Source organism: Streptomyces sp. NPDC058632, from assembly GCF_042717095.1.
In the GTDB taxonomy this organism is placed as follows: Bacteria; Actinomycetota; Actinomycetes; order Streptomycetales; family Streptomycetaceae; genus Streptomyces.
The window spans coordinates 19,502-43,456 of the sequence record NZ_JBHXQZ010000026.1; the positions used below are offsets into that span (position 1 = coordinate 19,502).

General features: G+C 70.2%; 30 protein-coding genes, 1 tRNA gene and 2 pseudogenes. 21 read left to right on the forward strand and 12 right to left on the reverse strand.

The window, feature by feature from the left end:
- Positions 1-33 precede the first annotated feature (33 nt).
- Positions 34-441: an NUDIX hydrolase gene (locus ACFWVE_RS12590; protein ID WP_384012080.1), complete on the reverse strand. Its 408-nt coding sequence runs from the start codon at positions 439-441 to the stop codon at positions 34-36.
- 107 nt (positions 442-548) lie between these two features.
- Between ACFWVE_RS12590 and ACFWVE_RS12595 the strand changes: the two genes are divergently transcribed.
- The 11 genes from ACFWVE_RS12595 to ACFWVE_RS12645 all read left to right on the forward strand — a co-directional run bounded on the left by ACFWVE_RS12595 (position 549) and on the right by ACFWVE_RS12645 (position 7,634).
- The gene (locus tag ACFWVE_RS12595) at positions 549-1,337 is read left to right on the forward strand and encodes a GntR family transcriptional regulator (RefSeq protein ID WP_384011847.1); all 789 of its coding nucleotides are present in this window, start codon (positions 549-551) and stop codon (positions 1,335-1,337) included.
- Positions 1,338-1,505: 168 nt separating this feature from the next.
- Positions 1,506-1,862, forward strand: coding sequence for a hypothetical protein (locus ACFWVE_RS12600; RefSeq protein ID WP_384011852.1), 357 nt, complete (start codon positions 1,506-1,508; stop codon positions 1,860-1,862).
- Positions 1,862-3,238, forward strand: coding sequence for an FtsK/SpoIIIE domain-containing protein (locus ACFWVE_RS12605; protein ID WP_384011857.1), 1,377 nt, complete (start codon positions 1,862-1,864; stop codon positions 3,236-3,238). The genes ACFWVE_RS12600 and ACFWVE_RS12605 overlap by 1 nt, the downstream gene beginning before the upstream one ends.
- A gap of 88 nt (positions 3,239-3,326) precedes the next feature.
- The gene (locus ACFWVE_RS12610; RefSeq protein WP_384011861.1) at positions 3,327-3,983 is read left to right on the forward strand and encodes a DUF2637 domain-containing protein; all 657 of its coding nucleotides are present in this window, start codon (positions 3,327-3,329) and stop codon (positions 3,981-3,983) included.
- 3 nt (positions 3,984-3,986) lie between these two features.
- Positions 3,987-4,172, forward strand: coding sequence for a hypothetical protein (locus ACFWVE_RS12615; RefSeq protein WP_037705489.1), 186 nt, complete (start codon positions 3,987-3,989; stop codon positions 4,170-4,172).
- Positions 4,172-4,363 carry a mobile element transfer protein gene (locus ACFWVE_RS12620; protein ID WP_149824736.1) on the forward strand — a complete coding sequence of 64 codons (192 nt, stop codon included), beginning with the start codon at positions 4,172-4,174 and terminating at the stop codon, positions 4,361-4,363. Before ACFWVE_RS12615 ends, ACFWVE_RS12620 begins: the two co-directional genes overlap by 1 nt.
- 24 nt (positions 4,364-4,387) lie before the next feature.
- A complete protein-coding gene (locus ACFWVE_RS12625) occupies positions 4,388-4,582 on the forward strand; it encodes a hypothetical protein (RefSeq protein WP_384011868.1) in 195 nt (64 codons plus the stop codon).
- Positions 4,583-4,607: 25 nt separating this feature from the next.
- Positions 4,608-4,853, forward strand: coding sequence for a SpdD protein (locus ACFWVE_RS12630; RefSeq protein ID WP_384012087.1), 246 nt, complete (start codon positions 4,608-4,610; stop codon positions 4,851-4,853).
- 156 nt (positions 4,854-5,009) lie between these two features.
- Complete coding sequence (locus ACFWVE_RS12635) at positions 5,010-6,296, forward strand: replication initiator (protein WP_384012093.1); 1,287 nt, start codon at positions 5,010-5,012, stop codon at positions 6,294-6,296.
- Positions 6,289-6,501, forward strand: a complete 213-nt coding sequence (locus tag ACFWVE_RS12640) for a helix-turn-helix domain-containing protein (RefSeq protein ID WP_107464699.1) — start codon at positions 6,289-6,291, stop codon at positions 6,499-6,501. Before ACFWVE_RS12635 ends, ACFWVE_RS12640 begins: the two co-directional genes overlap by 8 nt.
- Positions 6,501-7,634: a tyrosine-type recombinase/integrase gene (locus ACFWVE_RS12645; RefSeq protein WP_384011876.1), complete on the forward strand. Its 1,134-nt coding sequence runs from the start codon at positions 6,501-6,503 to the stop codon at positions 7,632-7,634. Before ACFWVE_RS12640 ends, ACFWVE_RS12645 begins: the two co-directional genes overlap by 1 nt.
- 104 nt (positions 7,635-7,738) lie before the next feature.
- Here ACFWVE_RS12645 and ACFWVE_RS12650 read toward each other — a convergent pair.
- Both ACFWVE_RS12650 and ACFWVE_RS12655 read right to left on the reverse strand, forming a co-directional pair.
- Positions 7,739-7,811 (reverse strand) — tRNA-Arg (locus tag ACFWVE_RS12650).
- Positions 7,812-7,871: 60 nt separating this feature from the next.
- Complete coding sequence (locus ACFWVE_RS12655) at positions 7,872-8,351, reverse strand: hypothetical protein (RefSeq protein WP_384011880.1); 480 nt, start codon at positions 8,349-8,351, stop codon at positions 7,872-7,874.
- Positions 8,352-9,029: 678 nt separating this feature from the next.
- Between ACFWVE_RS12655 and ACFWVE_RS12660 the strand changes: the two genes are divergently transcribed.
- Positions 9,030-9,203: a hypothetical protein gene (locus ACFWVE_RS12660; RefSeq protein ID WP_384011884.1), complete on the forward strand. Its 174-nt coding sequence runs from the start codon at positions 9,030-9,032 to the stop codon at positions 9,201-9,203.
- A gap of 50 nt (positions 9,204-9,253) precedes the next feature.
- On the opposite strand, the pseudogene ACFWVE_RS12665 reads toward ACFWVE_RS12660, so the two are convergent.
- The 3 genes and pseudogenes from ACFWVE_RS12665 to ACFWVE_RS12675 form a co-directional block, all read right to left on the reverse strand.
- A pseudogene (locus ACFWVE_RS12665) lies at positions 9,254-10,470 on the reverse strand (MFS transporter).
- Entirely contained in the window at positions 10,467-11,864 is a 1,398-nt protein-coding gene (locus ACFWVE_RS12670) for an NAD(P)-binding domain-containing protein (protein WP_384011888.1), read from the reverse strand. Before ACFWVE_RS12670 ends, ACFWVE_RS12665 begins: the two are co-directional and overlap by 4 nt.
- A 32-nt stretch (positions 11,865-11,896) precedes the next feature.
- The gene (locus ACFWVE_RS12675; RefSeq protein ID WP_384011892.1) at positions 11,897-12,067 is read right to left on the reverse strand and encodes a hypothetical protein; all 171 of its coding nucleotides are present in this window, start codon (positions 12,065-12,067) and stop codon (positions 11,897-11,899) included.
- Positions 12,068-12,141: 74 nt separating this feature from the next.
- On the opposite strand from ACFWVE_RS12675, the gene ACFWVE_RS12680 reads away from it, so the two are divergent.
- Entirely contained in the window at positions 12,142-12,507 is a 366-nt protein-coding gene (locus tag ACFWVE_RS12680) for an ArsR/SmtB family transcription factor (protein WP_384011895.1), read from the forward strand.
- Positions 12,508-12,531: 24 nt separating this feature from the next.
- On the opposite strand, the gene ACFWVE_RS12685 is transcribed toward ACFWVE_RS12680, so the two are convergent.
- Positions 12,532-12,873, reverse strand: a complete 342-nt coding sequence (locus ACFWVE_RS12685) for an ArsR/SmtB family transcription factor (protein ID WP_384011900.1) — start codon at positions 12,871-12,873, stop codon at positions 12,532-12,534.
- Positions 12,874-12,919: 46 nt separating this feature from the next.
- On the opposite strand from ACFWVE_RS12685, the gene ACFWVE_RS12690 reads away from it, so the two are divergent.
- Positions 12,920-13,990 carry a flavin-containing monooxygenase gene (locus ACFWVE_RS12690; RefSeq protein WP_384011904.1) on the forward strand — a complete coding sequence of 357 codons (1,071 nt, stop codon included), beginning with the start codon at positions 12,920-12,922 and terminating at the stop codon, positions 13,988-13,990.
- A 461-nt stretch (positions 13,991-14,451) separates the two neighbouring features.
- Here ACFWVE_RS12690 and ACFWVE_RS12695 read toward each other — a convergent pair.
- Positions 14,452-15,721, reverse strand: a pseudogene (locus ACFWVE_RS12695) (PhoX family protein); the annotation flags it as partial.
- Positions 15,722-15,907: 186 nt separating this feature from the next.
- On the opposite strand from ACFWVE_RS12695, the gene ACFWVE_RS12700 reads away from it, so the two are divergent.
- From ACFWVE_RS12700 to ACFWVE_RS12725, 6 genes are all read left to right on the forward strand, one after another.
- Complete coding sequence (locus tag ACFWVE_RS12700; RefSeq protein WP_384011907.1) at positions 15,908-16,879, forward strand: PstS family phosphate ABC transporter substrate-binding protein; 972 nt, start codon at positions 15,908-15,910, stop codon at positions 16,877-16,879.
- 36 nt (positions 16,880-16,915) lie between these two features.
- Positions 16,916-17,782, forward strand: a complete 867-nt coding sequence (gene pstC / locus ACFWVE_RS12705; RefSeq protein WP_384011911.1) for a phosphate ABC transporter permease subunit PstC — start codon at positions 16,916-16,918, stop codon at positions 17,780-17,782.
- Complete coding sequence (pstA, locus tag ACFWVE_RS12710; protein ID WP_384011916.1) at positions 17,779-18,687, forward strand: phosphate ABC transporter permease PstA; 909 nt, start codon at positions 17,779-17,781, stop codon at positions 18,685-18,687. Before pstC ends, pstA begins: the two co-directional genes overlap by 4 nt.
- A gap of 62 nt (positions 18,688-18,749) precedes the next feature.
- Positions 18,750-19,601 carry a phosphate ABC transporter ATP-binding protein PstB gene (pstB, locus tag ACFWVE_RS12715; RefSeq protein ID WP_384011922.1) on the forward strand — a complete coding sequence of 284 codons (852 nt, stop codon included), beginning with the start codon at positions 18,750-18,752 and terminating at the stop codon, positions 19,599-19,601.
- 57 nt (positions 19,602-19,658) lie between these two features.
- Complete coding sequence (locus tag ACFWVE_RS12720; RefSeq protein ID WP_384011926.1) at positions 19,659-20,450, forward strand: winged-helix domain-containing protein; 792 nt, start codon at positions 19,659-19,661, stop codon at positions 20,448-20,450.
- A 23-nt stretch (positions 20,451-20,473) separates the two neighbouring features.
- Positions 20,474-20,767 (forward strand): hypothetical protein, encoded by a 294-nt coding sequence (locus ACFWVE_RS12725; RefSeq protein WP_384011931.1) that lies wholly within the window; start codon positions 20,474-20,476, stop codon positions 20,765-20,767.
- A 109-nt stretch (positions 20,768-20,876) separates the two neighbouring features.
- Here ACFWVE_RS12725 and ACFWVE_RS12730 read toward each other — a convergent pair whose 3' ends face one another.
- Positions 20,877-21,554: a low molecular weight phosphatase family protein gene (locus ACFWVE_RS12730; RefSeq protein WP_384011935.1), complete on the reverse strand. Its 678-nt coding sequence runs from the start codon at positions 21,552-21,554 to the stop codon at positions 20,877-20,879.
- Between the two features lie 165 nt (positions 21,555-21,719).
- Between ACFWVE_RS12730 and ACFWVE_RS12735 the strand changes: the two genes are divergently transcribed.
- The gene (locus ACFWVE_RS12735) at positions 21,720-22,121 is read left to right on the forward strand and encodes an ArsR/SmtB family transcription factor (RefSeq protein WP_384011941.1); all 402 of its coding nucleotides are present in this window, start codon (positions 21,720-21,722) and stop codon (positions 22,119-22,121) included.
- Positions 22,122-22,200: 79 nt separating this feature from the next.
- Here the strand turns inward: ACFWVE_RS12735 and trxA are convergent, their stop codons facing one another.
- Genes trxA through ACFWVE_RS12750 form a run of 3 tightly spaced genes read right to left on the reverse strand, consistent with a single transcriptional unit; the run spans position 22,201 to position 23,945 of the window.
- Positions 22,201-22,524, reverse strand: coding sequence for a thioredoxin (gene trxA, locus ACFWVE_RS12740; RefSeq protein ID WP_384011946.1), 324 nt, complete (start codon positions 22,522-22,524; stop codon positions 22,201-22,203).
- Between the two features lie 30 nt (positions 22,525-22,554).
- The gene (trxB, locus tag ACFWVE_RS12745; RefSeq protein ID WP_384011949.1) at positions 22,555-23,535 is read right to left on the reverse strand and encodes a thioredoxin-disulfide reductase; all 981 of its coding nucleotides are present in this window, start codon (positions 23,533-23,535) and stop codon (positions 22,555-22,557) included.
- Entirely contained in the window at positions 23,532-23,945 is a 414-nt protein-coding gene (locus tag ACFWVE_RS12750) for an arsenate reductase ArsC (RefSeq protein WP_384011956.1), read from the reverse strand. Before ACFWVE_RS12750 ends, trxB begins: the two co-directional genes overlap by 4 nt.
- Positions 23,946-23,955 lie beyond the last annotated feature (10 nt).

Here is a 23,955-nt window from a genome sequence, read left to right on the forward strand (position 1 = left end):
TACTGGTAGGTCGCCATGTGCAGCGGGTTCGGGCTAGACGAGTTTCACGCCGTCATGGGCGCGGATGGCCGGCGGGGACGTCGCGTCCAATGCGTCCAGGACGCGGATCGCGTACGCCTCGTCGGCAAGCTCGGTGACTTCTTCACGGGTGGCCCAGCGCAGTGCGCGGGTCTCGTCGCCGGTGGTGGGTGTGCCATCGGCCGCTTCGCAGCGGAAGACCAGCGAGACGATCAACCCGGTCATGTTCTTGTAGACGCCGGTCAGGGTCGCGGGAAGTGAGATCTTGATGCCGGTCTCTTCGAGGACTTCGCGCTGGAGGGCTTCGGGGAGGGTTTCCTCGCGTTCGAGGACTCCGCCCGGGGGTTCCCACTTGCCGTTGTCACGGCGTTTGATCAAGAGGGCCCGGCCCTGGTCGTCGACGATGACTCCGGCGACGCTCACGGAGTGCGGACGGTCGGTGCTCACGTTCCTCGGCCCTCTCGGCTGGCTAGGCTCTCCACCGTAGCAACAACAATCGCCCACTCGTCTAGATATCTAAAGGAGTACACGTGCCCTCTCTTCCTTCCGGCTTCCTCGGTGATCTCGACCCCACGAGCGATCGTGCGGTCTTTCGGCAGATCGCCGACCAGTTGCGCGAGGCCATCGACCGTGGGCGGTTCAAGGAGGGTGAAAAACTGCCCTCGGAAGCTGAGCTTGTTGACCACTACGGGGTATCCCGGATGACGGTCCGCAACTCCTTCTCCGTCCTCCAGGGCGAAGGGCTCGTGCACGCCGAGCACGGCAAGGGCGTCTTCGTCCGGCCCCGGCCACCCGTACGGCGTCTCGCCTCCGACCGGTTCGCCCGGCGCCACCGGGAACAGGGCAAGGCCGCCTTCATCGTCGAAGCCAACGCCGCCGGCAGTCACCCTCAGGTCGACAGCCTTGAGGTCAAGGAAGAAAAGGCCAGTCAGGACGTCTCGACACGGCTCGGGTCCGTGCGGCGGGTGCTGGCTCGTCGGCGCCGGTATCTGCTCGACGGGCGGCCGGTCGAGTTCGCCACCTCCTATCTCCCCCTCGACATCGCGCGCGGTACGCCGATCGCTGAGCCGAACCCCGGGCCCGGCGGGATCTACGCCCGCCTCGAAGAGCTGGGGCACCGCCTCGACCACTTCGAGGAGGAGATCCGTGCCCGGATGCCCTCGCCCGCTGAGGTGAAGACGCTCCGGCTGGCCTCCGGTGTGCCGGTGATCCACCTGATCCGGACCGCCTTCGATACCGATGGGCGGGCCGTGGAGGTCTGCGACACGGTCATGGCGGCGGACGCGTACGTGCTGTCGTATCAGCTTCCGGCGACGTGATGAGGTGACTTGCGGTGGTGCGCGGGGGACACTTCTCCGACTCGTACACCCCAACAGGCATACTCGTATAGACGAGTGGGCAAGTGGTGTGGCAGGGTGGTCCGCATGAGCCCGGAGATCGGGTTCGCAGACCGCATCATGTATAGACGAGTAGATGGGTGAACTGCCTTGCGCACCATTCGTGTTGAGACCTCGGCCGCGACGATCCTGCTGACCGAGGCCCCTGAGCCCAAGGTCCGGGACCGGCAGACGGGCGAGATCGCCAAGGACGCCGTCAGCGGGGAAGCACTGATGACGCTCGGCGTCGTCTACATCGAGGACGGGGAATCGTCGCTGGTCAAGGTCACCGTGCCTGAGGGTGGCGTGGCCGAGGGGCTGACGCTGGGGGCGCCGGTCTCGCTGCCGGGGCTGGTTGCCCGGCCGTGGGAGTCCGTGTTCAAGGGGCAGCAGCGACACGGCATCGCCTTCCGCGCCGCCGCCGTGACTCCGGCCGCCTTCCCCGCCGCCATGGGGGCCACCGCCTGATGTCCGATCTGGTGACACTTCTGGAGGTGGGTGGTCCTGTCGCCGCACTCGGCGGCGGGGCCGCCTACACCCGGGCCAAGCACCCCCGCGTGTACTGGCCCACGGTCGGCCTGCCGGTATCCACCGCCCGGCTCCTCGGCTCCTACGGCTCGGTCATGGAGGCGTGCGGACTGACCGTGGCGCCGTCCCGGCTACGGGTCCTCGCCGTCAAGGCCACCACCCGGCGGGAGGTCCGGCCGGTACCGCCTCGGCGGGGCATTATCCGGCCCACCTCGACCGGGCTGCGGCTTCGTCTCCGGCTGGCGCCGGGGCAGGAACCCGCTGATGTCGCTGCCTCGGCCGAACGGCTGCGGCATGCCTGGGGTGTTCACGCCGTGTACGTGACGACGGTCAAGCCGGGCGTGGTCGAACTGCGGCTCGTCGGCTTCGATGTGCTGCGGAACGTGCGGATGCCTCGTAAGGCCACCGCCGAACTCCTCAAGGTGCCTGTAGCACTGCGGGAGGACGCCACTCCCTTCGTACGCGACTACCGCACCATCCCGCACCAACTCACCCTCGGCGCGACGCTGTCGGGGAAGTCCATGTACCTGCGGCACCTGATCACAGGACTCGCCCGACAGTCCGTCGCCCTGGTCGGTATCGACTGCAAGCGGGGCGTGGAGCTGGCGCCGTTCGCCTCCCGGCTCTCCGCCCTGGCCACAGATCCCGACGAGGCCGCCGAGCTGCTGCCCGTGCTCGTCAAGGAAATGGAGGACCGCTACGACCTGATCAAGGCCCGGCAGGGCATCGCACCGGGCACCCCCGACGAGGAGATCACCTCCGACGTCTGGGGTTTGCCCGACAGCGAACGCCCGGTGCCGATCGTGCTGTTCGTCGACGAGGTGGCCGAACTCTTCCTCGTCGCCACGAAGAAGGACGAGGAACGCCGGGACGAGATGGTCACCCAGCTCATCCGGCTCGCCCAGCTCGGCCGCGCCGCCGGGATCTACCTGGAGGTGTGCGGGCAGCGCTTCGGCGCCGAACTGGGCAAGGGCGCCACCATGCTCCGCGCCCAGCTCACCGGCCGGGTCTGCCACCGCGTCAACGACGAAGCCTCCGCGAAGATGGCGCTCGGCGACATCGCCCCAGAAGCGGTTTTCGCTGCCTGCGCCATCGCTCCCGAGCTGCCCGGCCTGGCCGTGGCCGGTGACACCTCCGGCGGCTGGTCCCGCATCCGCACCCCGTACCTCTCCCTCAGCGGCGCCGCCGAGATCTGCCGGGATACGACCCACCTGGTGCCCGACCTGCCCGCACTCAAGCCCTTCAGGCCCGACATCCCCGTACAGCCCGTCGAGTCCTCGGCCCCGGCAGTGCAGCCGCGCCCGGTGACCGACTGACCTTCGCCCACCGCTCACCCCGGTCGGCGTGACCGCCTCTCGCCAACTCCCTACCCCTGCCATGCCTGAATCCGAAAGGAGCCGTACCATGCGCGCCCAACTGGCCCGTGTCGACGCGGTGCTCGTCCAGGCGCTCATCGCCGCCGCGCTGTCCTTCGCCCACCTGCACGACATCGCCTCGGCGGCCGGTCAGGACGGGTGGAAAGCGTGGGCCTACCCGGTCTCGGTCGACCTGCTGCTCGTCGCCGCCTGGCGCCGACTGCGGATTGGTGAGGCGAAAGCGGCCGGGTGGTGCTGGTTCGTCATCGCCCTCACGGCCTCCCTCGGCGCGAACGTCGCCACCGCCGGCCTGCTCGACCTCAACGACGTCCCGGCCTGGCTACGCATCCTCGTCGCGGGCTGGCCCGCCGTCGCCTTCCTCGGCGGAACCCTCCTCGCCCACACCGCCCCGGCAATGACCGACGAGGACCCCGAGGGCACGGACGACACCGTGGACCAGGAGGACGCGCCCGAACTCACCCCCGAGGAACCGCCGCCGACACCACCGGCCATCGAGCCACCGCCGCCCGAGCGGCCCGCCGTCGCCGTCCCGGCCGCCCTCGTCGAACACGCCCGCAAAGTCGCCGCCGAACACCACGCCCGCACCGGAACACCCATCGACACCCCGACCCTCCGCGCTCGCCTCGGCGTCCCCGCGCCCATGGCCGAAGCCATCGCCGCCCACCTCGCCCCGACCGGGAGCTGACCCGTGCCCCTCTTCTGCTTCAACACCGCCGCCGACTACCTCGAAGCGGCCCGCGAGATGGCCGTCAGCGGCCGTACCACGCTGGCCCGGCTCCTCGCCGAAGAAGCCGCCGACCGCGTCACGGACCCCGCCGAAGCCGCCCGCATCCTGCACGACTTCCCCGGCCCCAGCCTGCGACAGGAGGACTGATCATGCCCAACCGCCGCTTCCGCAACGTCACCCGCATCGGCCCCGTCCAGGTCGCCACGTCCTACGACGGCCGGGGCCGTGAGAAGCACACCGCCGCCTGTACGGCCCCGCGCTGCGGCTTCTCCGCCGACTACGACAGCCGCGCCGCCGCCGAGCTGGCCGCCCGCACCCACCGCTGCCCCGTCCGCTGATCCTCCGAAGGGACCCCGCACACCGTGACCGTCAGCCTGCCGCTCGTCGTCGTCCTCGGCTTCTTCGCCTGGGGCGCGGTCAAGTTCCTCGGCGTCCGCGCCTGGGTCGTCGTACTGATCGCCCTCTTCGGCTTCTACCTCTCGCAGACCTTCCTCGCCCCCGCCATCGAGTCCGGCACGCGCTCCGGCGTGGACGTCATAAACGGCTCACATGCCTAGACGAGTAGATGAGGAGAGTCTGACCGTGTTCCTGCCCAAGTACCCCGACAGCCCCACTCCGCCGCCCGCGCACTCCCACGCCCCGGCTGATCCGGCGCCCGTACGTCGCTCGCTCCCGGCGGTCTCCATCAGCCCCGGAGTCGTGGCGGCCGTGGTCGTGGGCGGTGTCGTCCTCACCGCGCTCCTGGCCGCCGTCGCCGTCTCGGCCGTCTCCGTGGCCATCGCGGCCGTGGTCCTGCGCTCCCTGATCCGCGAGCAGAACCGGCGCTGAACGCGCCCCGGCACCCGGGGCGGCGCACACGACCAAGCATCCGCCGCCCCGGGGCCATCACTCCTGACCGAGCCAGTCAGAAGGAGAATCGCCATCTTCACCCGCACCACACCGCCCCCGCTCCCGGAACTCGCGAAGCTGGCCGAGCACGGCACCCTGCCCGGTATCCTCCGTCAGCTCTCCGGCCTCGGCGGCTGCGTCAACCCGATCCGCCTCGATGGTCACCGCACCGAGCACGACGTCGACACCACGACCGGCGAGATCGGCCGCGTCCTCCAGCACCTCGACTCCACCGACCTCCCGGCCGGCCAACTCCTTGTCCGCTGCAACAACCGTCGTACGACTCGGTGCGCGGCCTGCTCCGAGGTCTACCGTCGCGACACCTTCCACCTGATCACCTCCGGCCTGCGCGGCGGCAAGGGCGTCCCCGAACACGTCGCCACCCACCCCCGCGTCTTCGCCACCTTCACCGCACCAAGCTTCGGCCCGGTCCACAACCGCCCTTCCAACGGGCGCCCGTGCCGCTGCGGCACCCGACACGACCAGGACGACGCTGCACTCGGTACCTCGCTCGACCCGGACACCTACGACTACGAAGCGGCCGTTCTCTGGAACGCCCACGCCGGACCGCTCTGGCGACGCTTCTCCACCTACCTGCGCCGGGAAGTCGCCAAGCGCGCGGGCCTGTCACAACGCCGGTTCCGCGACCACGCCCGCGTCTCATTCGCCAAGGTCGCCGAGTACCAGAAGCGAGGCGCAGTCCACTTCCACGCCGTCATCCGCATCGACGGCCCCACCGGCGGCGACACCCCACCCCCGGCATGGGCCACCGCCGAACTCCTCACCGACGCCATCGGCACCGCCGCCGCCAAAGTGCGCGTGGACGGCCCGGTCATCGACGGACGCGCCCACGTCTTCATCTTCGGCCGCCAACTCGACGTCCGTACCATCCGCTCCGCCGACTTCAACGACGGCCAGGAGCTGACCGAGCGCGCGGTTGCTGCGTACATCGCCAAGTACGCGACCAAGGGCGCCGAGACAGCTACGGGAGCTCTCGACCGGCCGCTGAAGTTCGCCGCCGAGCTGGCCCAGTTCGACATCAGTGACCACGCCCGCCGCCTCATCCGAACCGCCTGGTTCCTCGGCGCACGCAAGAGCCTCGAACATCTCCGCCTGCGCGCCTGGGCCCACATGCTCGGCTTCCGCGGCCACTTCTCCACCAAGTCGCGCCGCTACTCCACCACCCTCGGCGCCCTTCGCGACGCCCGTGCCGAATGGCGCCGAGCGCAAGCGGCAGCCGCAGCACCCGAGCGAGAGACCGACACGACATACGTCCTCGCGCACTGGGTCTTCGCCGGAACAGGTCTGTCCGACACCGAAGCCTGGCTTGCCGCATCCCTCGAACCCGCCCCCGGAACGGAAGGAGAACCCACCCGTGGCTGACCGCTACCTCACCGTGGCGCAGGTGGCCGAACTCCTCGGCACCACGGAACGCTTCCCGCGCCGACTGATCGCCGAGCGACGCATTGCGTTCGTCAAGGTCGGCCGACACGTCCGCATCCCAGAGAGCGCGGTGAATGCCTTCATCGACGCCAACACGGTGCAGCCGATCGGCCACCGGCGCGGCTCTCTCCGGAGGGTCGCCTGATGGCCAACAAGAAGGGGAGGCGCAGAAACTTCGGGTCGGTCCGGCAGCTGCCCTCCGGCCGCTGGCAGGTCCGCTACCGCGACCCGGAGACGGGCCAGTTGCGTCCGGCCGAGAAGACCTACCCGACCAAGACCGATGCTCAAGCCGCTCTCACGCACGTCGAGTCCGACATCACGCGTGGGCAGTGGTCGGACCCTGACGCCGGGGCGGTGAACTTCGAGGAGTACGCAACCGCGTGGCTGCGGGACCGGAAGCTTGCCGACCGCACCCGAGAGCGGAACGAGTCGGTGGTGCGGCTGCATATCCTGCCCACCTTCGGGGCCGGGTCGGTGGCCGACGTGACGACAGCTCGGGTGCGTAGCTGGCGCGGCAGGCTCCTGGCGGCCGGCATCGGTGAGCCGACCGTGGTCAAGGCGTACCAACTGCTGCGGGCCCTGATGAACACGGCGGTGGATGATGAGCTGATCCGGCGCAACCCGTGCCGCGTCAAGGGGGCGGATCGCTACGACGTGCCCGAGCGGCCGATCCTCACCGTGCCCGAGGTCTTCGCCGTCGCCGACTCCATCGCGCCGCGCTACCGGCTGCTCGTGCTCTTGGCTGCCTTCACCACGCTGCGCTTCGGGGAGCTGGCGGCCCTGCGGCGTCGGGACCTCGATCGGGAGGGGCTGACTGTCACTGTTCGCCGGGCTCAGGCTGAGTTGCAGAGCGGGCGGCTTTTCGACAAGGCACCGAAGTCTGCGGCCGGGGTGCGTACCGTCTCCTTCCCGGCCGAGCTGCTCGACGACGTCACGCGTCACCTGGAGCAGTTCGGCGCTCCTGGCCGTGACGGTCACGTCTTCGTCGGGCCGCAGGGCGGGCAGCTACGGCGGAGCAACTTCCGTGACGACTGGGTCAAGGCCCGGAAGGCGGCAGGTGTCACGTCAGAGCTGCACTTCCACGATCTTCGGCACACCGGCAACACCCTGGCCTCGACCGCTGGGGCCAGTACCCGTGAGCTGATGACTCGCATGGGCCACAGCAGCTCGCGCGCCGCGCTGATCTATCAGCACATGACCAGTGACCGTGACCGGGCCATCGCTGATCGGCTCGGAGCCATGATTCGCGAGGGTGGGGGAGAGGCCACCCCCGGCTAGGGGATGTGGATTCGTAGTGGATTAGTGGCACGCGTGTGGCACGGCTTCGAACGCGACGAAGGGCCAGCTTGGGAGGAAACCCTCCTGAGCTGGCCCTTTTGCTGTGCCCCCGGCAGGATTCGAACCTGCGACACCCGCTTTAGGAGAGCGGTGCTCTATCCCCTGAGCTACGAAGGCGGGGATCTGTCGGAAAACGTGTCTGAAAGTCTGCCGAGGTAGGCGGACGCTCAGGCTTGCTCAGCGACAGGTCGTGATAGCGGCCCGTGAGGGCGTAGCCACCGCGGTCAGTGTAGCGGGTGGTGCCTGATCCGAGGACGGAGAGATGTGCGTACTGGCTCGGCCTGCGAGCGCGTGGGTGATCTTGGCTCGAGCGACGGAGTTGCTCAGCCACGCGTAGCCGATGTAGATCAGCAGGGCCGCGTTCGTTCCGTAGGCAGGGACTCTCTTGTGGGGGTGGCCCTGGTCGAAGCGTGAGTGCTGGGACTCGCTGTCCCGGCGGAAGCCCTTGAGGCGGCGGCCGGTGTGGGTGTCCGGCGGGATCTGCCTCAGGTGCTCGGTGCGGTTGAAGCGCTGCCGCTTGGTCGAGGGATCGATCTCCCGGTCCTCCGGGGTTTCGTCGACTCGGATGCGCAGGGTGTGGTTCTTCACTCGGCAGGGGATGGTCAGCCGGTGGTGGAAGCGGGTCCGCTTCGACTCGCGGCGCTCGAGTTCTTCCACGGGCAGCGGCGTGTAGTGCGTCGTGCCGTCGTCAGTGATCAGTCGTTTGCAGACGCGGCCCTCGGCGACGTAGAGGTCGTGGCGGCAGGGACCCGTCCTCGAAACGTTGGAGGGGCTCCGGTGCGAGCCCGCCGTGCTGGGTGGTGAAGACGGCGAGGCCGTCCGCGATGAGCGGGGCACGGTGGGAGTCGCGGAGGGCGGTGTCGTAGGTGATGGCGCGCAGACCGGGGGCTCGGCGGAGGATGTACCGGGCGAGCTTGACGAAGGCGGTGCCTTCGTCGTCGCGATGGGGGTCGGGCTCGGCTGACTTGTGGCGGATGGACTTGAGGCCCAGGATGACTCGATGCCCAGGATGACTCGGCTGTGTGGAATGTCGCTGATGCGGACGGCCGTGGACATGCCGCCCGTGTGCCTCCCGGTGCCCGTGGGCGACGACACCGTTCTGGAGTTTCGGGCTCGCGTCAACAGCTGGCTCTGGGGAACGCCGACGCAGGACGATCGTCGGCTGGTCGCACTGGCCGCCGTACTGATCCCCCTGCTGTCCCTTTCGATGTTCCGGCGCGAAGATCCCGTTCTTCTGTGTGCGCAGCGCGCCAGGAGAAGCGGCCGTGGGTCGATCCGCTACGGGTCGCCGCAGCAGTGTGCGCGGCCGAGAGAATGCTCGGCCGCCGCCACTCCGTGAACCGCATCGTCGGGAACATCGCCGATCTCCGGATTCCCGATCATCGCCACGTGCCGTGGCGGATGGACATCATGGAGTGGGCGTACGGCCCGGCTTCGCGGCCGAATCCCTACATCGATGAACTGGTACGACTCCAAGTGATCGCCCCGAGTGGCTGCGCGTACGTCTGACCACGGCGTTCGTCGTGCCGCGTCCGTTCGCCTTCCGGAGCTCGGCCCGTTCAGCGAGCGGGGCGGGGGCGCACGGTGGTGCCGAGGGCGATGACGGAGGCCAGCAGGGACAGGCCGGCCAGTACGCCGAACATCTGCGGGTATCCGCCCATGGGCAGGGCGAGTGCGGCTCCGGCGAACGGTGCCAGTGCGGCGGCCGCTGTGGCGGGGGCGGCGAGGAGGCCGGACAGCCGGCCGTAGTGGGTGGTACCCCAGTGGTCGGTCACCGCGGTGGCCTGGAGCAGGGTGAGGTTGCCTCGGACCGTTCCGGCCGCGATCGACAGGACGACCAGCAGGGCGTACGGGCCGGGGGCGAGCGCCAGGGCGGCCGTGGTGACGCCGCCGAGTGCGATCAGGGCGGTCGTGCGGGCGGTCGGACGAGTGCGGCGTACAGGGTGCGGCCCAGCGTCTGGCCGGCGCCGCCGAGGCCGAGGGCCCAGGCGGCCTGGGCGGTCGTGTAGCCCCGTTCGAGCAGCAACGGGACCAGGGCGATGACGACGGCGTACATCGCGAACGCCGAGAGGGTCAGCGCTGCGGCCAGCATCCAGAAGGGGCGGGTGCGCTCCGCCCGGGCAGACCCCTGCTCGACGTGGGCGGGCGGCGGTGGCGCATCCGGCCAGGGTGCTTTCAGGGCCAGGGCGTGCGCCGGGATCGTGATCGCGGCCAGGACCGCGGCCAGCACCACGTAGGTCATGCGCCAGGACATGTGGCCGGCGAGGGCAGCGGTGACGGGGGCGAAGACGGTGGAGGCGAGGCCGCCGGCGAGGGTCACGATGGTCAGGGCGCGCAGGTGGTCGGGGGCCCACCAGCGGGTGAGGGCGGCAAAGGCGGGCTGATAGAAGGTGGCCGCCATGGCGAGTCCGGCGAGCAGCCATCCGGCCGCGAAGACGGCGATGTTGGGGGCGGCGGCCACGACCAGGAGGCTCAGGGTGCCGAGCACCGAGCCGGTGGTCATGATGGTGCGCGGCCCGCGGTGATCGAGCAGGCGGCCCACCCGGATGCCGGCGAAGGCCGAGACGAGGAGTGCCGCGGAGAACGCGGCCGTGGTCATGCCCGTGGACCACCCGGTGCCGGCGGTGATCTGGGGGTTCAGGACGGGGAAGGCGTAGTAGACGATGCCCCAGCTGGTGATCTGCGTGACACAGAGGGCGGGCAGGGCGGCGCGGGGCCGCGACCGGTCCCCTGTTCCGGTCGCGGCCCCGCTGTCGCGGGTGTTGAGGTCGGTCACGAGCCGCAACAGCCGCCCGCCGGAGCCTCCTCGACGGCCACCGCTGCTGCCGCAGGCGCGCCGAGCCGGACGAGCTGGGGTTCCGGCGCGGCGCAACAGCCGCCGCCGTCGGCCTGCCGGGCGTCGGGGACGTCGAACAGGCCCGCGCCGCCGCAGACTCCGGTTTCGGGGAGGGTGAGTTCGACGCGGTCGGCGGCGTCGAGGTCGCCGGCGATCGCCGCGGCGACGGAGCGGACCTGCTCGTAGCCGGTCATGGCGAGGAAGGTCGGGGCGCGGCCGTAGGACTTCATGCCGACCAGGTAGACGCCCTGCTCGGGGTGGGACAGCTCGCGGTGGCCGTGCGGGTAGACGGTGCCGCAGGAGTGCTGGTTGGGGTCGATCAGCGAGGCCAGCTCGACCGGGGCCTGGAGCCGCTCGTCCAGGTTCAGGCGGACCTCGGACAGGAAGGACAGGTCGGGGCGGAACCCGGTCAGTACGATCACCTCGTCCACCGGCTCCAGCCGCCGTCCGTCCTCGCCCACCAGCACCAGACGACCGTCGCCGTCGCGCTCGAACGCTTCGGTACGGAAGCCCGTGACCGCGTCGGCGTGGCCGTCGTCGACGGCGGCCTTCGCCGCCAGGCCCAGCGCGCCGCGGGCGGGCAGCTGGTCGGCGGTGCCGCCGCCGAAGGTGGAGCCGGAGATGCCTCGGCGCAGGATCCACACCGCGTGCGTGCCCGTGCCGTCCTCGGACTTGGCCAGGTCGGCGAGGTAGGCCAGCGCGGTGAAGGCGGAGGCGCCGGAGCCGATCACGGCGGTGCGCCTGCCCGTGTAGCGGGCGCGGACGGCGGGGTCCTTCAGGTCCGGGACGCGGTAGGTGATCCGGTCGGCCGCCGCCTTCTCGCCGAGCGCGGGCAGTCCGCTGCCGCCGGCCGGGGACGGCGTGGTCCAGGTGCCGGAGGCGTCGATCACCGTGCGGGCGAAGATCCGCTCTTCGCGGCCGTCGGCGTGGGCGACGTGTACGACGAAGGGCTGGGTCTCGCGGTCGGCGTCGACGATCCGGTCACGGCCGGCCCGGGAGACGCCGGTGACCGTGACGCCGGTGCGGACACGGTCGCCGAGGACATCGGCGAGCGGCCGCAGGTACTGCTCCGTCCAGTCTCCGCCGGACGGGTACGTCGCCGGGTCGGGCCTGGTCCAGCCGGTCGGGGCGAGGAGCTTCTCGGCGGCAGGGTCGACGACTTCGCCCCAGGTGGAGAACAGGCGCACGTGGCTCCACTCGCGGACGGCCGCGCCGGCACTGTCGCCCGCTTCCAGAACGAGGGACTCGATGCCGCGCTCGACGAGGTGGGCGGTGGCGGCGAGTCCGGCGGGGCCGGCTCCGATGACGACGACGGGGAGCTGCTGGGTGCTCATGATGCTCGGTCTCCTCAAGGGGGCGAAGGGGTTCAGCGCGCGTGGGTGAAGGCGGTCAGCTGGATGTGCTGCCGAAATTCTTCCGCTCGGGCGGCGCTGTCGCCGACCTGGGCACCGGTGTCGCAGAACCTGACACCGGTCGGATGGCGGGCGGCGCGGCGGGCGCGGGCTGCGGTGAGCACGGTACGGAGAGCGGCAGTCACGACGACTCCTTGCTTCGATGTCTGTCGATACATTGGAGCTTGCCACCCGTATCGACGAGTGTCAACATAGACGAATGCCGAAGTCAGAGGTTGTGGAGCTGTCCGTCCTCCAGGAGGACAGTGCGGTGCCGTGCTGCCCGCCGATCACGGCCGGGGAGCTGTCCCCGGCGGACGCGGAGAAGATGGCCGCCATGTTCAAGGCCCTGTCGGACCCGGTGCGTCTGCGGCTGTTCTCCAAGATCGCCTCCCACCCGGGCGGGGAGGCGTGCGTGTGCGACATCTCCGACGTCGGCGTCTCCCAGCCGACCGTCTCCCACCACCTGAGGAAGCTGCGCGAGGCCGGCCTGCTGACCTCCGAGCGGCGCGGCACCTGGGTCTACTACCAGGTCGCCCCGTCCGTGGTGGCGGCCATGTCCGCCATGCTCGATCTGCGCGGCTGACCACCGCCGCCGGGACGGCGGCGGTCAGTCACCGCAGTCGGGCGGGCAGCAGCGCAGCAGGTACTCCTTGAGCGCGTCCAGGCGGCCCGCCATGGTGGTCCCGTCGGCGCGGTAGAAGACCTGCTTGCCCTCCTTGCGGGAGAGGACCAGGCCGCCGCGGCGCAGCAGGCTCAGATGCTCGGAGGCGGTCGAGGGTTTGAGACCGCACCGCTCGGCGATCTCCCCGACGGTCAGCTCACCACCGCCCGCGAACTGCCGCATGACCAACTGGCGGGTCTCGCTCGCCAGGGCCTTGAGGAAGTCGGCCGTCGCCGGGTCGACCCCCTCGCCCGCACCACCGCTCTCCGGTACCGCTTCACGGCTCATATTTCGTCACTTCCCGAAACAACGACGTCAGAGGGAGAAGGGTCTCATGGAGCACCACGCCGACCTCGTCGTCATCGGCGCCGGCCAGTCCGGTCTCGCCACTGCCGCTCTCGCGCCCCGCCACGGCTTCGCCCGCACCCTCGTCCTGGAGGCCGCCGAACAGGTCGGCGGGTCCTGGCCGCACTACTACGACAGCCTCACCCTGTTCTCCCCCGCCCGGTACTCCTCGCTGCCCGGCATGCGATTTCCCGGCGACGGCGACGGCGACGGCGACAGCGACGGCGACCGCTACCCGACCCGGGACGAGGTGGTCGGCTACCTGCGTGCCTACGCCCGCCGCCTCAACGCCGACATCCACACCTCCACCGCCGTCACCTCGGTGCTGCTCCGCGACGGCGCCCGGGTGGTGCGCACGGCTGACGGTGCCGAGTTCACGGCGCGTGCGGTCGTGGCCGCGACCGGCGCGTTCCGCAGCCCGTACACGCCGAACGTGCCCGGGAGCGAGGAGTTCGCCGGGCGGTCGCTGCACGCCGTCGACTACCGCAACCCCGAACCGTTCGCCGGTAAGCGGGTCGTGGTCGTGGGCGGCGGCAACTCGGCCGTCCAGATCGCCGCCGAACTCGGCGCGGTCACCGAGACCACGCTGGCCACCCGGCGGCCGATCGGCTGGACGAAGCAACGTCCGCTGGGCCGGGACGTGCACTGGTGGTTCCAGCGCACCGGCTTCGACATCGCTCCGCTGAGCCGGCTGCTGGAGAGGATGCCGGTGTCCGTCCTCGACGACGGTCGCTACCGCACGGCTCTCACCGCCCACGGCGTGGAGCGGCGCGAGATGTTCACCCGCCTCACCCCGGACGGTGTCGTGTGGGCGAACGGCGCCAAGGAAGCCGTCGACACGGTCCTCTGGGCCACCGGCTACCGCCGCACCTTCCCCTACCTGAACGGCAGTGACGCCCTGGACTCCGACGGCCGGCCCCGGCACCACGGCGGCATCGCCACCGCCCCCGGGCTCGGGTTCGTCGGCATCGAGTTCCAGCGCAGCTTCTCCTCCAACACCCTGCGCGGCGTCGGACGCGACGCCGCACACGTCCTGTCCCGGCTCGGCCGCTCACGCTGACCGCAGCGCCAACGGTCGCTCGGCCCCCTTCGAACCGTCTCCGAACCGGGCGTCCACTGTCGGCGCAGCCCCGCCTCCGCGGCCGGCTCCCGGCTGCCGGGGGCGGCCGGGAGCCGGGGACCGGCTGCCCGACCTGCCCCGCGGATCACAGGCGCGCACGGCGGCACCGGGCTGGCACCTGCTGCTGTCCGGGCCACCACCCCGCTGGCCGGACGAACGGCTCTCCCCGGCCCTGGCGGGGCGGGCCGGCCTGGTCTCCGGCCACCGGCCCGGCGGACAGGGCCCGTGGCCGGGCGTCGCGCAGGGACTCGTCCGCCCCGACGGCTACCTGGGCCATGTCGCACGGGGGGACGACTCGGACGGCCCGCGGGCCTACCTGGACCGCTGGTTGCCGATCGGCCGCCGCTGGTTCCACCCGCCGCAACGCGCCCGTCGGGATCAGGCGGGCCGGACCGGCACAGGATCTGGCGGTTCTGGTCCTTCCACACCGTCACGACCGACGGCCGCGGAATGCTCCCCGGGCCGTCCGGCCACACGGCTCCCGGGTTCTCGGCCGTGGCGCCGTTCGTCTCCCCCGGGTGCTGGGGCGCGACGAGGACGCGATTCCCGGTGATGATCGGGCCGCGGCACTCCGCACCGACCGGGACGGTCAGGAACTGTTTCACGTGGCCGCGTCGGGAACTCTTCACGGGGGCCGCGAAGAGGCCGTCGTTCGAGCCCGGCGCGCTGCCGTCGGTGGCGATCCACAGATTGCCGTGGACGTCGAAGGCGACATTGTCGGGGCAGGGGGTCGGGCTGGCCCGGCTCTTGTCGAAACCGGCGAAGTACGTCGAGGGGTCGTCGGGGGCGCCGCAGACCGGCATCAGGCGCCAGGCGAAGGACAGCGCGGCCGCGTCGCCGCGCCGCTCCTCCAGCTCCAGGATGTGACCGTGCTTGTTGCCGGTGCGCGGGTTGGCCTCGTCGGGACCGGCCTTGCCGGCGGCGCCGCGGTCCTTGTTGTTGGTCGGCGCGACGTGGACGCGGCCGGTGTACGGGTGAGGCCCGACGTCCTCGGGGCGGTCCGTCTTCGTCGCCCCGGCCCTGTCGGCGGCCAGGCGGGTGAAGACGTCCACCTCGTCCGCGCTCATGCCGGGCACGTGTGACACCGGGCCCGACGCGAGCGGGGTCCACTGGCCGCCGCCGTCGAACTCGCCGTCCGCCGGGAGGCTTCCGCTGCCGTCGATCTCCTCGGCGGGGCTGTTGCCGGTGAACTTCGCGACGTACAGGGTGCCTTCGTCCAGCAGTCGCATGTTGTGCTCGCGGGCGGTGCGGCCGGTGCCCTTCTCGCAGACGTGCTCGCAGACGTGCTCGCAGACGTGCTTGGAGACGTATTTGCAGAGGTGGTCGAAGCGTTCGTCGTCGCCCATGTAGAGCGCGACGCGGTCGTCCGCGGTCGTCCGCGGTCAGGCGGGGCTCGGTGGCCTCGTGCTTGAAGCGGCCGAGCGCGGTGCGCTTGTGCGGGGTGGATCCGGGGTCGTACGGGTCGATCTCGACCACCCGGCCGTGCCGGTCGGGCTCGTCGGGTTCCTTGGCGATGTCGAAGCGGTCGTCGAACTGTTCCCACTTGCGCTCGCCGGCACCAGTGGGCAGGCCGCAGCGGGCCGGCCGGGCCCTGGCGAAGGGATCAGTGACGGCGGAGGCATGGGCGAGGTACTGGCTGAAGTTCTCCTCGCCGGTCACTCCAGCCCTCCACTCCTGCCACCGCCACCTTGAAACAAGATTAGTCTATATAGATGGGTGGCTATCGTTCACTCGTCAAGGGTCTCTCGTACACCGCGTGTTCATATAGCCAGACTTCTATCAATGGTGTCCGAACGGAGCGCGCAGGCGCCCTGATCCAGAACGCCGGGGAGCCGGCAGACACGAGGGTCGAGAGTCGTGAACCTTTCCACTACGTTGCGCCGGGCCAAGGCACCCCTGGCCCTGACGGCCGCCGTGATGCTGGCTGCGAGCGCGTGCGGCGGCGGCGACGCCGGCTCGGGCGGCAGTGGTGACGAACTGTCGGGCACGGTCAAGATCGACGGATCCAGCACGGTGGCTCCGCTGACCAGTGCGGCCTCCGAGTTCTACGCCGAGGAACAGCCGAAGGTCCGGGTCACGGTCGCCACGTCCGGCACCGGCGGCGGTTTCAAGAAGTTCTGCGTCGGCGAGACCGACATCTCCAACGCCTCCCGTCCGATCAAGGACGAGGAGATCGCGACCTGCAAGGACAACAGCATCGAGTACCAGCAGTTCTCCGTCGCCAACGACGGCCTCTCCGTCGTGGTCAGCAAGGACAACGACTGGGCCGAATGCCTCACCGTCGAGCAGCTCAAGAAGATCTGGGAGCCCGGCTCCAAGGTGAACAACTGGAACCAGGTCGACTCCAAGTTCCCCGACGAGCCGCTGAAGCTCTTCGGCGCGGGCACCGACTCCGGCACCTTCGACTACTTCACCGAAGCCATCAACGGCGAGGAAGGCGCCTCCCGCACCGACTACAGCGGCAGCGAGGACGACAACGTCACCGTGACCGGTGTCTCCGGGACCAAGGGCGGCATGGGCTACTTCGGCTTCTCCTACTACGAGGAGAATGCGGACAAGCTGAAGCTGCTCCAGGTCGACGGCGGTGACGGCTGTGTCACGCCGAGCGTGGAGACGGTGCAGGACGGCTCGTACAAGCCGCTGGGCCGGCAACTGTTCATCTACCCCTCGGCCAAGGCGCTGCAGCGGCCCGAGGTGGTCGACTTCGTCGAGTACTACGTCGAGAACAACAAGAAGATCGCCGAGGACTCGAAGTTCATCCCGCTCAACGCGGAGCAGGAGAAGGAGCTCGAGGCGGCCCTGGCGACGCTGAAGGAAGCCGCCAAGTGACCGGCTCCACCACTTCGTCCGCGCTACGGCGAAGCCGTGATCAAGGGACTGCTGCTGACCGCGGCCCTGGTGTCGGTCGCCACCACCGTGGGAATCGTCGTCTCCCTGATCCCCCCGGCCGTGGACTTCTTCCGCACGGTGAGCCTGTCCGAGTTCCTCACCGGCACCGAGTGGACACCGCTGTTCGCCGACAAGCACTTCGGCGTACTGCCCTTGGTCGCCGCCACTCTCGTGATCACCGGCATCGCCCTGCTCATCGCCGTGCCCGTCGGTCTCGGCGCGGCGATCTACCTCAGCGAGTACGCCAACCCCCGCCTGCGCACGTGGCTCAAGCCCAGCCTGGAGGTCCTCGCCGGCATCCCCACCGTGGTCTACGGCTTCTTCGCGCTCGCCTTCATCACTCCGCTGCTGAAGGACATCCTGCCGAGCGACTGGACACCCGACGTCCGCAACGGACTGGCCGCGGGTCTGGTGATGGGCGTGATGATCGTGCCCACCATCGCCTCGCTCACCGAGGACGCGCTGTCCGCGGTGCCGCACGCACTGCGCGAGGGCTCCTTCGCACTCGGCTCCGGCAAACGCACGACCTCGGTCCGCGTCGTCGTCCCCGCAGCCCTGTCCGGCATCGTCGCCGCCTGCGTCCTCGGCGTCTCCCGGGCCGTCGGCGAGACCATGATCGTGCTCATCGCGGCGGGTGTGAGCGCCGACTTCACCATCAGGCCGCTGGGCGAGATGGAGACCATGACCGCCTTCATCGCGCGTGCCGCCTCCGGCGACGTCCCGGTGGGCTCGATCTCCTACAACACCATCTTCGCGGTGGGCGCGCTGCTGTTCCTGGCGACCTTCGTGATGAACCTGATCAGCATCCGGCTGGTCCGCAAGTACCGGGAGGTGTACGAATGACCGCCCCCGTCAAGGACATGACACCGGCAGCGGCGGCAGGCCGCGGAACACTGGCCGGACCGCGCTTCCGGCCGGGCGAGACCCTGTTCCGCTGGTTGCTGCTCGCCTGCCTCGCCCTGGGCATCGTCTTCCTGATCTCCCTGCTGGCGTACGTCGTCGTCGAGGCGTGGCCGCGTCTGGACTCCCGGCTGTGGACCAACTTCCCCTCCATCCGCCGCCCCGAGAACGCGGGCGCCCAGTCGGCGATCTTCGGCACGATCTGGGTCATCTCCTTCACCGCGCTGTTCTGCCTGCCGACCGGCGTCATGGCGGCGATCTATCTGGAGGAGTACGCGGACCAGGAGCGCTGGTACAACCGGCTGATCGAGGTCAACATCCAGAACCTGGCCGCGGTGCCGTCGATCATCTACGGCATCCTCGGACTCGGCCTGCTCGCCCGGCAGTTCGCGCTGGGCACCACGGTGCTCACCGCCTCGCTGACGCTGTCCCTGCTGGTGCTGCCCGTGGTGATCATCTCGTCGAGGGAGGCGATCAGGGCCGTCCCGAGGTCCATCCGGCAGGCGTCGCTCGCCCTGGGTGCCACCCAGTGGCAGACGATCTGGCGCCAGGTGCTCCCCGCCGCCGTGCCGGGCATCGCGACCGGATCGATCCTGGCGCTGTCCCGGGCGATCGGTGAGGCAGCACCGGTGATCATGCTCGGTGCGGTCACCTTCGTCATGTTCAACCCCGAGGGGCTGCAGAGCGAATACACCGTGCTCCCGGTCCAGATCTACAACTGGATCAGCCAGTCCCGCGAGGAGTTCCACCACCTGGCCGCCGCCGCGATCATCCTCCTGCTGGCGATCCTGCTGGTGATGAACGCGGCCGCGATCTGGCTCCGCAACCGCTACAGCCGCCGGTGGTGACCGCCGTGCCCGAGACCCCCAGCTTCCGAGAGACGCCAGTGACCGCTGTGCAGGAGACCGCCATGACCTCTCCCTCCGACGCCGCCCGCGGCGGCACCAAGACCCCGCAGGTCAGCTTCCGCGAGGCGCCGGACCTGACCAGCCCCGTCTTCGAGGTCGGCGGCCTGTCCGTCTTCTACGGCGACCACGAGGCCGTCCGCGACGTCAACATGACCATCGGACAGCGGCAGATCACCGCGATGATCGGCCCGTCCGGCTGCGGCAAGTCCACCGTACTGCGCTGCTTCAACCGCATGAACGACCTCATCCCGACCGCCCGCGTGGCCGGAAAGATCCACTACCACGACGAGGACCTGTACGGCCGCGACGTCGACCCCATCGAGGTGCGCCGCCGGATCGGCATGGTCTTCCAGAAGCCCAACCCGTTCCCCAAGTCGATCTACGACAACATCGCGTACGGCCCCCGGGTGGGCGGCTTCAAGGGCAATCTCGACGACCTGGTCGAGGAGACCCTCACGCATGCCGCGCTGTGGGACGAGGTCAAGGACAAGCTCAAGGCCTCCGCGCTGGCGCTCTCCGGCGGCCAGCAGCAACGGCTGTGCATCGCCCGCACCGTCGCGGTCAAGCCGGAGGTGATCCTCATGGACGAGCCCTGTTCGGCCCTGGACCCGATCGCCACCGCGAAGATCGAGGACCTCATGGAGCACCTGGCCCAGGAGTTCACGATCGTCATCGTCACGCACAACATGCAGCAGGCCGCACGCGTCTCGCACCGCACCGCCTTCTTCACCGCGGACGTCGACGACAAGGGCGTCCGCCACGGCCGTCTCGTCGAGTACGACGAGACCGAGCGGATCTTCTCCAACCCCTCCGACCAGCGCACCGAGGACTACATCTCCGGCCGCTTCGGCTGACCGGTGACCGGTCCGACGTCCGCCCCTTTGCGCACCACACGTGAAGGAGTACCACGGGTGACACCCGATGCAGCACCACCGCAGACCGCGGCCGGCTCTCCCGGCGGCCCGGGCGACAACAGGTCCCTGGACCTGCTGCTGGCCGAGCCCGACGAAGAGCTCGCGGTTCAGGCCCTCAGTCGTTTCGAGGGCGCCGGCATCCGCACGCTCCTGTGCCACGACGGTGCCGAGGTCCTGTTGCAGGCCGGTGTCCGCCGGCCGCGCGCGGTCCTGCTCGGCGCCCCGCTGCCGCTGGTGGACGCCGCGCGGGTCACCGAGCTGATCGCCCGGCTTCACCCGGTACCGGTTCTGGTGGGAGCCGGGCCGGACGGGGTGGCGGAAGCGACGGCCGCGGTGACGGCCGGAGCGATCGCGTTCGTCGCCCGTCCCTACCGGATCGAGGAGATCGCTCCACTCCTCAGGTCCGGCTGGGACGAGGGCGACGGCTCCGCGGCCTCCCTGTCGGTCGGAGACATCGAGCTCGATCCGGCGGGTTTTCACGTCTACGTCCGCGGCCGGCCACTGCAGTTGCCGGTCCGTGAGTTCCTGCTGCTGCGCTACTTCATGGAGCGGCCCAACAGGGTCATCAGCCGCCGCGAGCTCACGCGGGCCCTGTGGGGCACGGAAGCGCCGGACAGCAACACCCTCACCGTGCATGTGCGCAGGGTGCGCCACAAGCTGCGGGTCGAGGGAGAGAGCTGCTGCACGATCGACGCCATCCGCGGCATGGGATACCGGTTGGAGTGCGGCTCCACGTGCTCCCGAGAGGCGGGCGCCGACCCGTCGGCCACGCCGACGCCCACGGAATAGGAAGGGGTGGGGGCGAGCGGCCGGTGGACGCGGGGCCCGAGGAGGAGGACTCGTACATCGACCTGCCTGTGTGGGCCGTGCGCCACCCCCGCCGGGTCACCGTCCACGGGCGGCACCACATTCCGGCGGTCGGCGCACTCCTCCACCACAAACGGTGGCTGTCCGCGAAGGTCCGCGTGCGGTTCCCGCCCCCGGCGCAGAAACGGTGGCAGACCTTCACGACCGACCCGACCACCCTGGTGGAGATCATCACCGCGGGCACGCCGGCCGAGGCCCGCACCCCGATCTCCCTGTGCCTGACCGACGCGGACCCGTGAGAACGGGCCGCCCCGACAGACTCCGGCCGACGGGCTGCACGGCGGTGCCCCCGTCGGCCGGTTCCCTTCGCCGGCTCACGCCCCGGCGCGCCCTACCCCACCCGACGGTTCATGCCCGCAGTGCCCCGGCCGGAAGCAGTTCCCGCGCCAGCGCGTCGATCCGCGCCGCCAGCGCGTTCCGCACGGCCCGGGCACTCTCGATGTCCAGGCCGCTCAGATCCGGCAGTTCCCAGTCCAGGTAGCGTCGCCCGGGCCGGACCGGGCAGGCGTCACCGCACCCGAGTGTGACGACGACATCAGCGGCGTCCACCACCTCGGCGGTCAGCGGCTTGGGAAACTCCTCGCCCGTGTCCAGACCCTGCTCGGCGAGCAGCCGCAGGACGACGGGGGCGATGTCCGTGCCGGGCTCCGACCCGGCCGTCAGCACCCGGATCGCCTTCCCCGCCCGGTCCCGCATCAGCGCTGCGGCCAGCTGGGAGCGGCCCGCGTTCTCCGTGCACACGAACAGAATCTCGGGCACCGGCTTCGGCGACAGCCCCATCCCACGGGCCAGGGCGCCGAGCCGCTGGTCCGCGAGCCGCTCGACCAGGACGGGCAGATGGATTCCGACGCGATCCTTCGCCGACAGCAGCCAGGAACACTCCTCGACATACCGTTCGACGGTCTCCCGGGAGAAAGCCCTGCTGTGCCGTGTGGCCAGTCGAGCCGTGATGCGTTCGAGTACGGGGCCGAGGTCCCGCAGCGGCCGGGCCCGACGGCCCGGGCCAAGAGGGCTTTGCTCGTCCACGGGGCAGCTCCTCGGTCGACGGATCGTATGCCTGTCCCGCCACCGAGAATAGACAGCTATCTATTTTTTGGGTAGCCGGAAGTCAAGGTGAACGCTTGGTGAACAACCCTTCGGGTGTGGCTTCGAACACACGGTGCCGGTAGGGCCCCGACCTATGGTGAATAGATGGCTATCACTGAACTGGGCGCCGCCAAGGCATCCGACGAGGCGCAGGACGACACCTGCAGCCCCGGCCTCGCGTGCCTGCTCATCGAGCGTGAGGAGGCCGAGCGCCTCGCCCTCATGCTCAAAGCCATCGCCGACCCCACGCGGCTGCAGATCTTTCGGATCATCGAGCACGCCCCGGCCGGCGAGGCATGCGTCTGCGACCTGGCCGACTGCCTGGGCTTCCGGCAGCCCACCGTCAGCCACCACTTGAAGATCATGACCGAGGCGGGCCTGCTGAACCGTGAACGCCGCGGCACCTGGTCCTGGTACTCGGTGAACTACGACGGCCTGAACAGGGTGCGCGCGATCCTGGACCCGGCGGTCGGCGCGCCGGCGGCGGACGCCCTCAGCCGGGTGTGACCCCGCGTCCCGTGCGCCAGGCCTGTGACGAAGGACCGGCCCCTGCGGCACCGGTCCTTCGTCGTGTGCGGCCGGCAGCTCAGCCGAGGTAGTCGGCCAGGTCGCGCTCCAGCGCGGCCTTCGGCTTGGCGCCGACGATCGTCCGGACGACCTCGCCGTCCTTGTAGACATTCATCGTCGGGATGGACATCACGCCGTACTTCGCGGCGGTGCCCGGATTCTCGTCGATGTTCAGCTTGACGATCTCGATCCTGTCGCCGTGCTCGGCGGCGATCGCCTCCAGGGAGGGGGCGAGCTGCCGGCAGGGGCCGCACCAGGCCGCCCAGAAGTCGACGAGCACGGGCCTGTCGCTCTTCAGGACGTCCTGGTCGAAGGAGTCGTCGGTGACGTTCTTGAGGGACATGTCTTTCCTCCTGCGCGTGGGGCGGATGCCTCAGACGGCGACGGCCACGGCCTCGACCGGTGCGGGCACGTCGGCGAGGGCCGCCAGGTACCGCTCGGCGTCCAGCGCGGCCGCGCAGCCGGAGCCGGCAGCGGTGACGGCCTGGCGGTAGGTGTGGTCGACGACGTCGCCCGCGCCGAAGACGCCGGGGATGTTCGTCCGCGTCGAGGGGGCCTCGACCTTGAGGTAGCCCTCGCCGTCCAGCTCCAGTTGGCCCTTGAACAGCTCGGTCCGAGGATCGTGGCCGATCGCGATGAACAGGCCGGTCGCGGCCACCTCGCGCGTCCGGCCGGTGACGGTGTCGCGCACGCTCAGGCCGGACAGCATGCCGTTCTCCTCGTGGAGTTCGGCGATCTCGCTGTCGAACAGGAGGGAGATCTTGTCGTCGGAGAAGGCGCGGTTCTGCATCACCTGGGAGGCGCGCAGGGTGGACCGGCGGTGCACGATCGTCACGGACCTGGCGAAGCGAGTGAGGAAGGTGGCTTCTTCCATCGCGGTGTCGCCGCCGCCGACGACCACGATGTCGCGGTCGCGGAAGAAGAAGCCGTCGCAGGTGGCGCACCAGGACACACCATGCCCGGACAGCGCTTCTTCGTTCGGCAGACCGAGCTTGCGGTACCCGGAACCGGTCGCGACGATCACGGCGCGCGCCCGGTGCACGGTCCCGACGGTGTCGGTGACGGTCTTGACGTCGCCGGTCAGGTCGACGGCGACGATGTCGTCCTCGACGATCTCGGCGCCGAACCTTTCGGCCTGGGCCCGCATGTTCTGCATGAGGTCCGGGCCGTCGATGCCCTTGGGGAAGCCGGGGAAGTTCTCGACCTCGGTGGTCGTGGTGAGGGAGCCGCCGACGAAGACCGCGCCGCCGAAGACGAGCGGCTCGAGGCTCGCGCGGGCGGTGTAGAGGGCGGCGGTGTATCCGGCGGGGCCGGAGCCGATGACGATGACGTCGCGCACTTCGGCGTCGCTCATACCGTCTTCTCCGGCGCGATCTCCTCGATCAGGCCCTCGACCCGCTTCTTGATCTCGTCACGGATCGGGCGGACGGCCTCGACGCCCTGGCCGGCCGGGTCGTCCAGCGTCCAGTCCAGGTAGCGCTTGCCGGGGAAGACCGGGCAGGTGTCGCCGCAGCCCATGGTGATGCAGACGTCCGACTCCTTGACCGCGTCGACGGTCAGGACCTTCGGGGTCTCGGCGGAGATGTCGATGCCGACCTCGCGCATGGCCTCGACGGCGGCCGGGTTGACCTGGTCGGCGGGCGTGGAACCGGCGGAACGGACCTCGACACGGTCCCCGGCCAGGTGGCTCAGCCACGCGGCGGCCATCTGGGAACGGCCCGCGTTGTGGACACAGACGAAGAGCACGGAGGGCTTGTCGGACATCAGAGGTCTC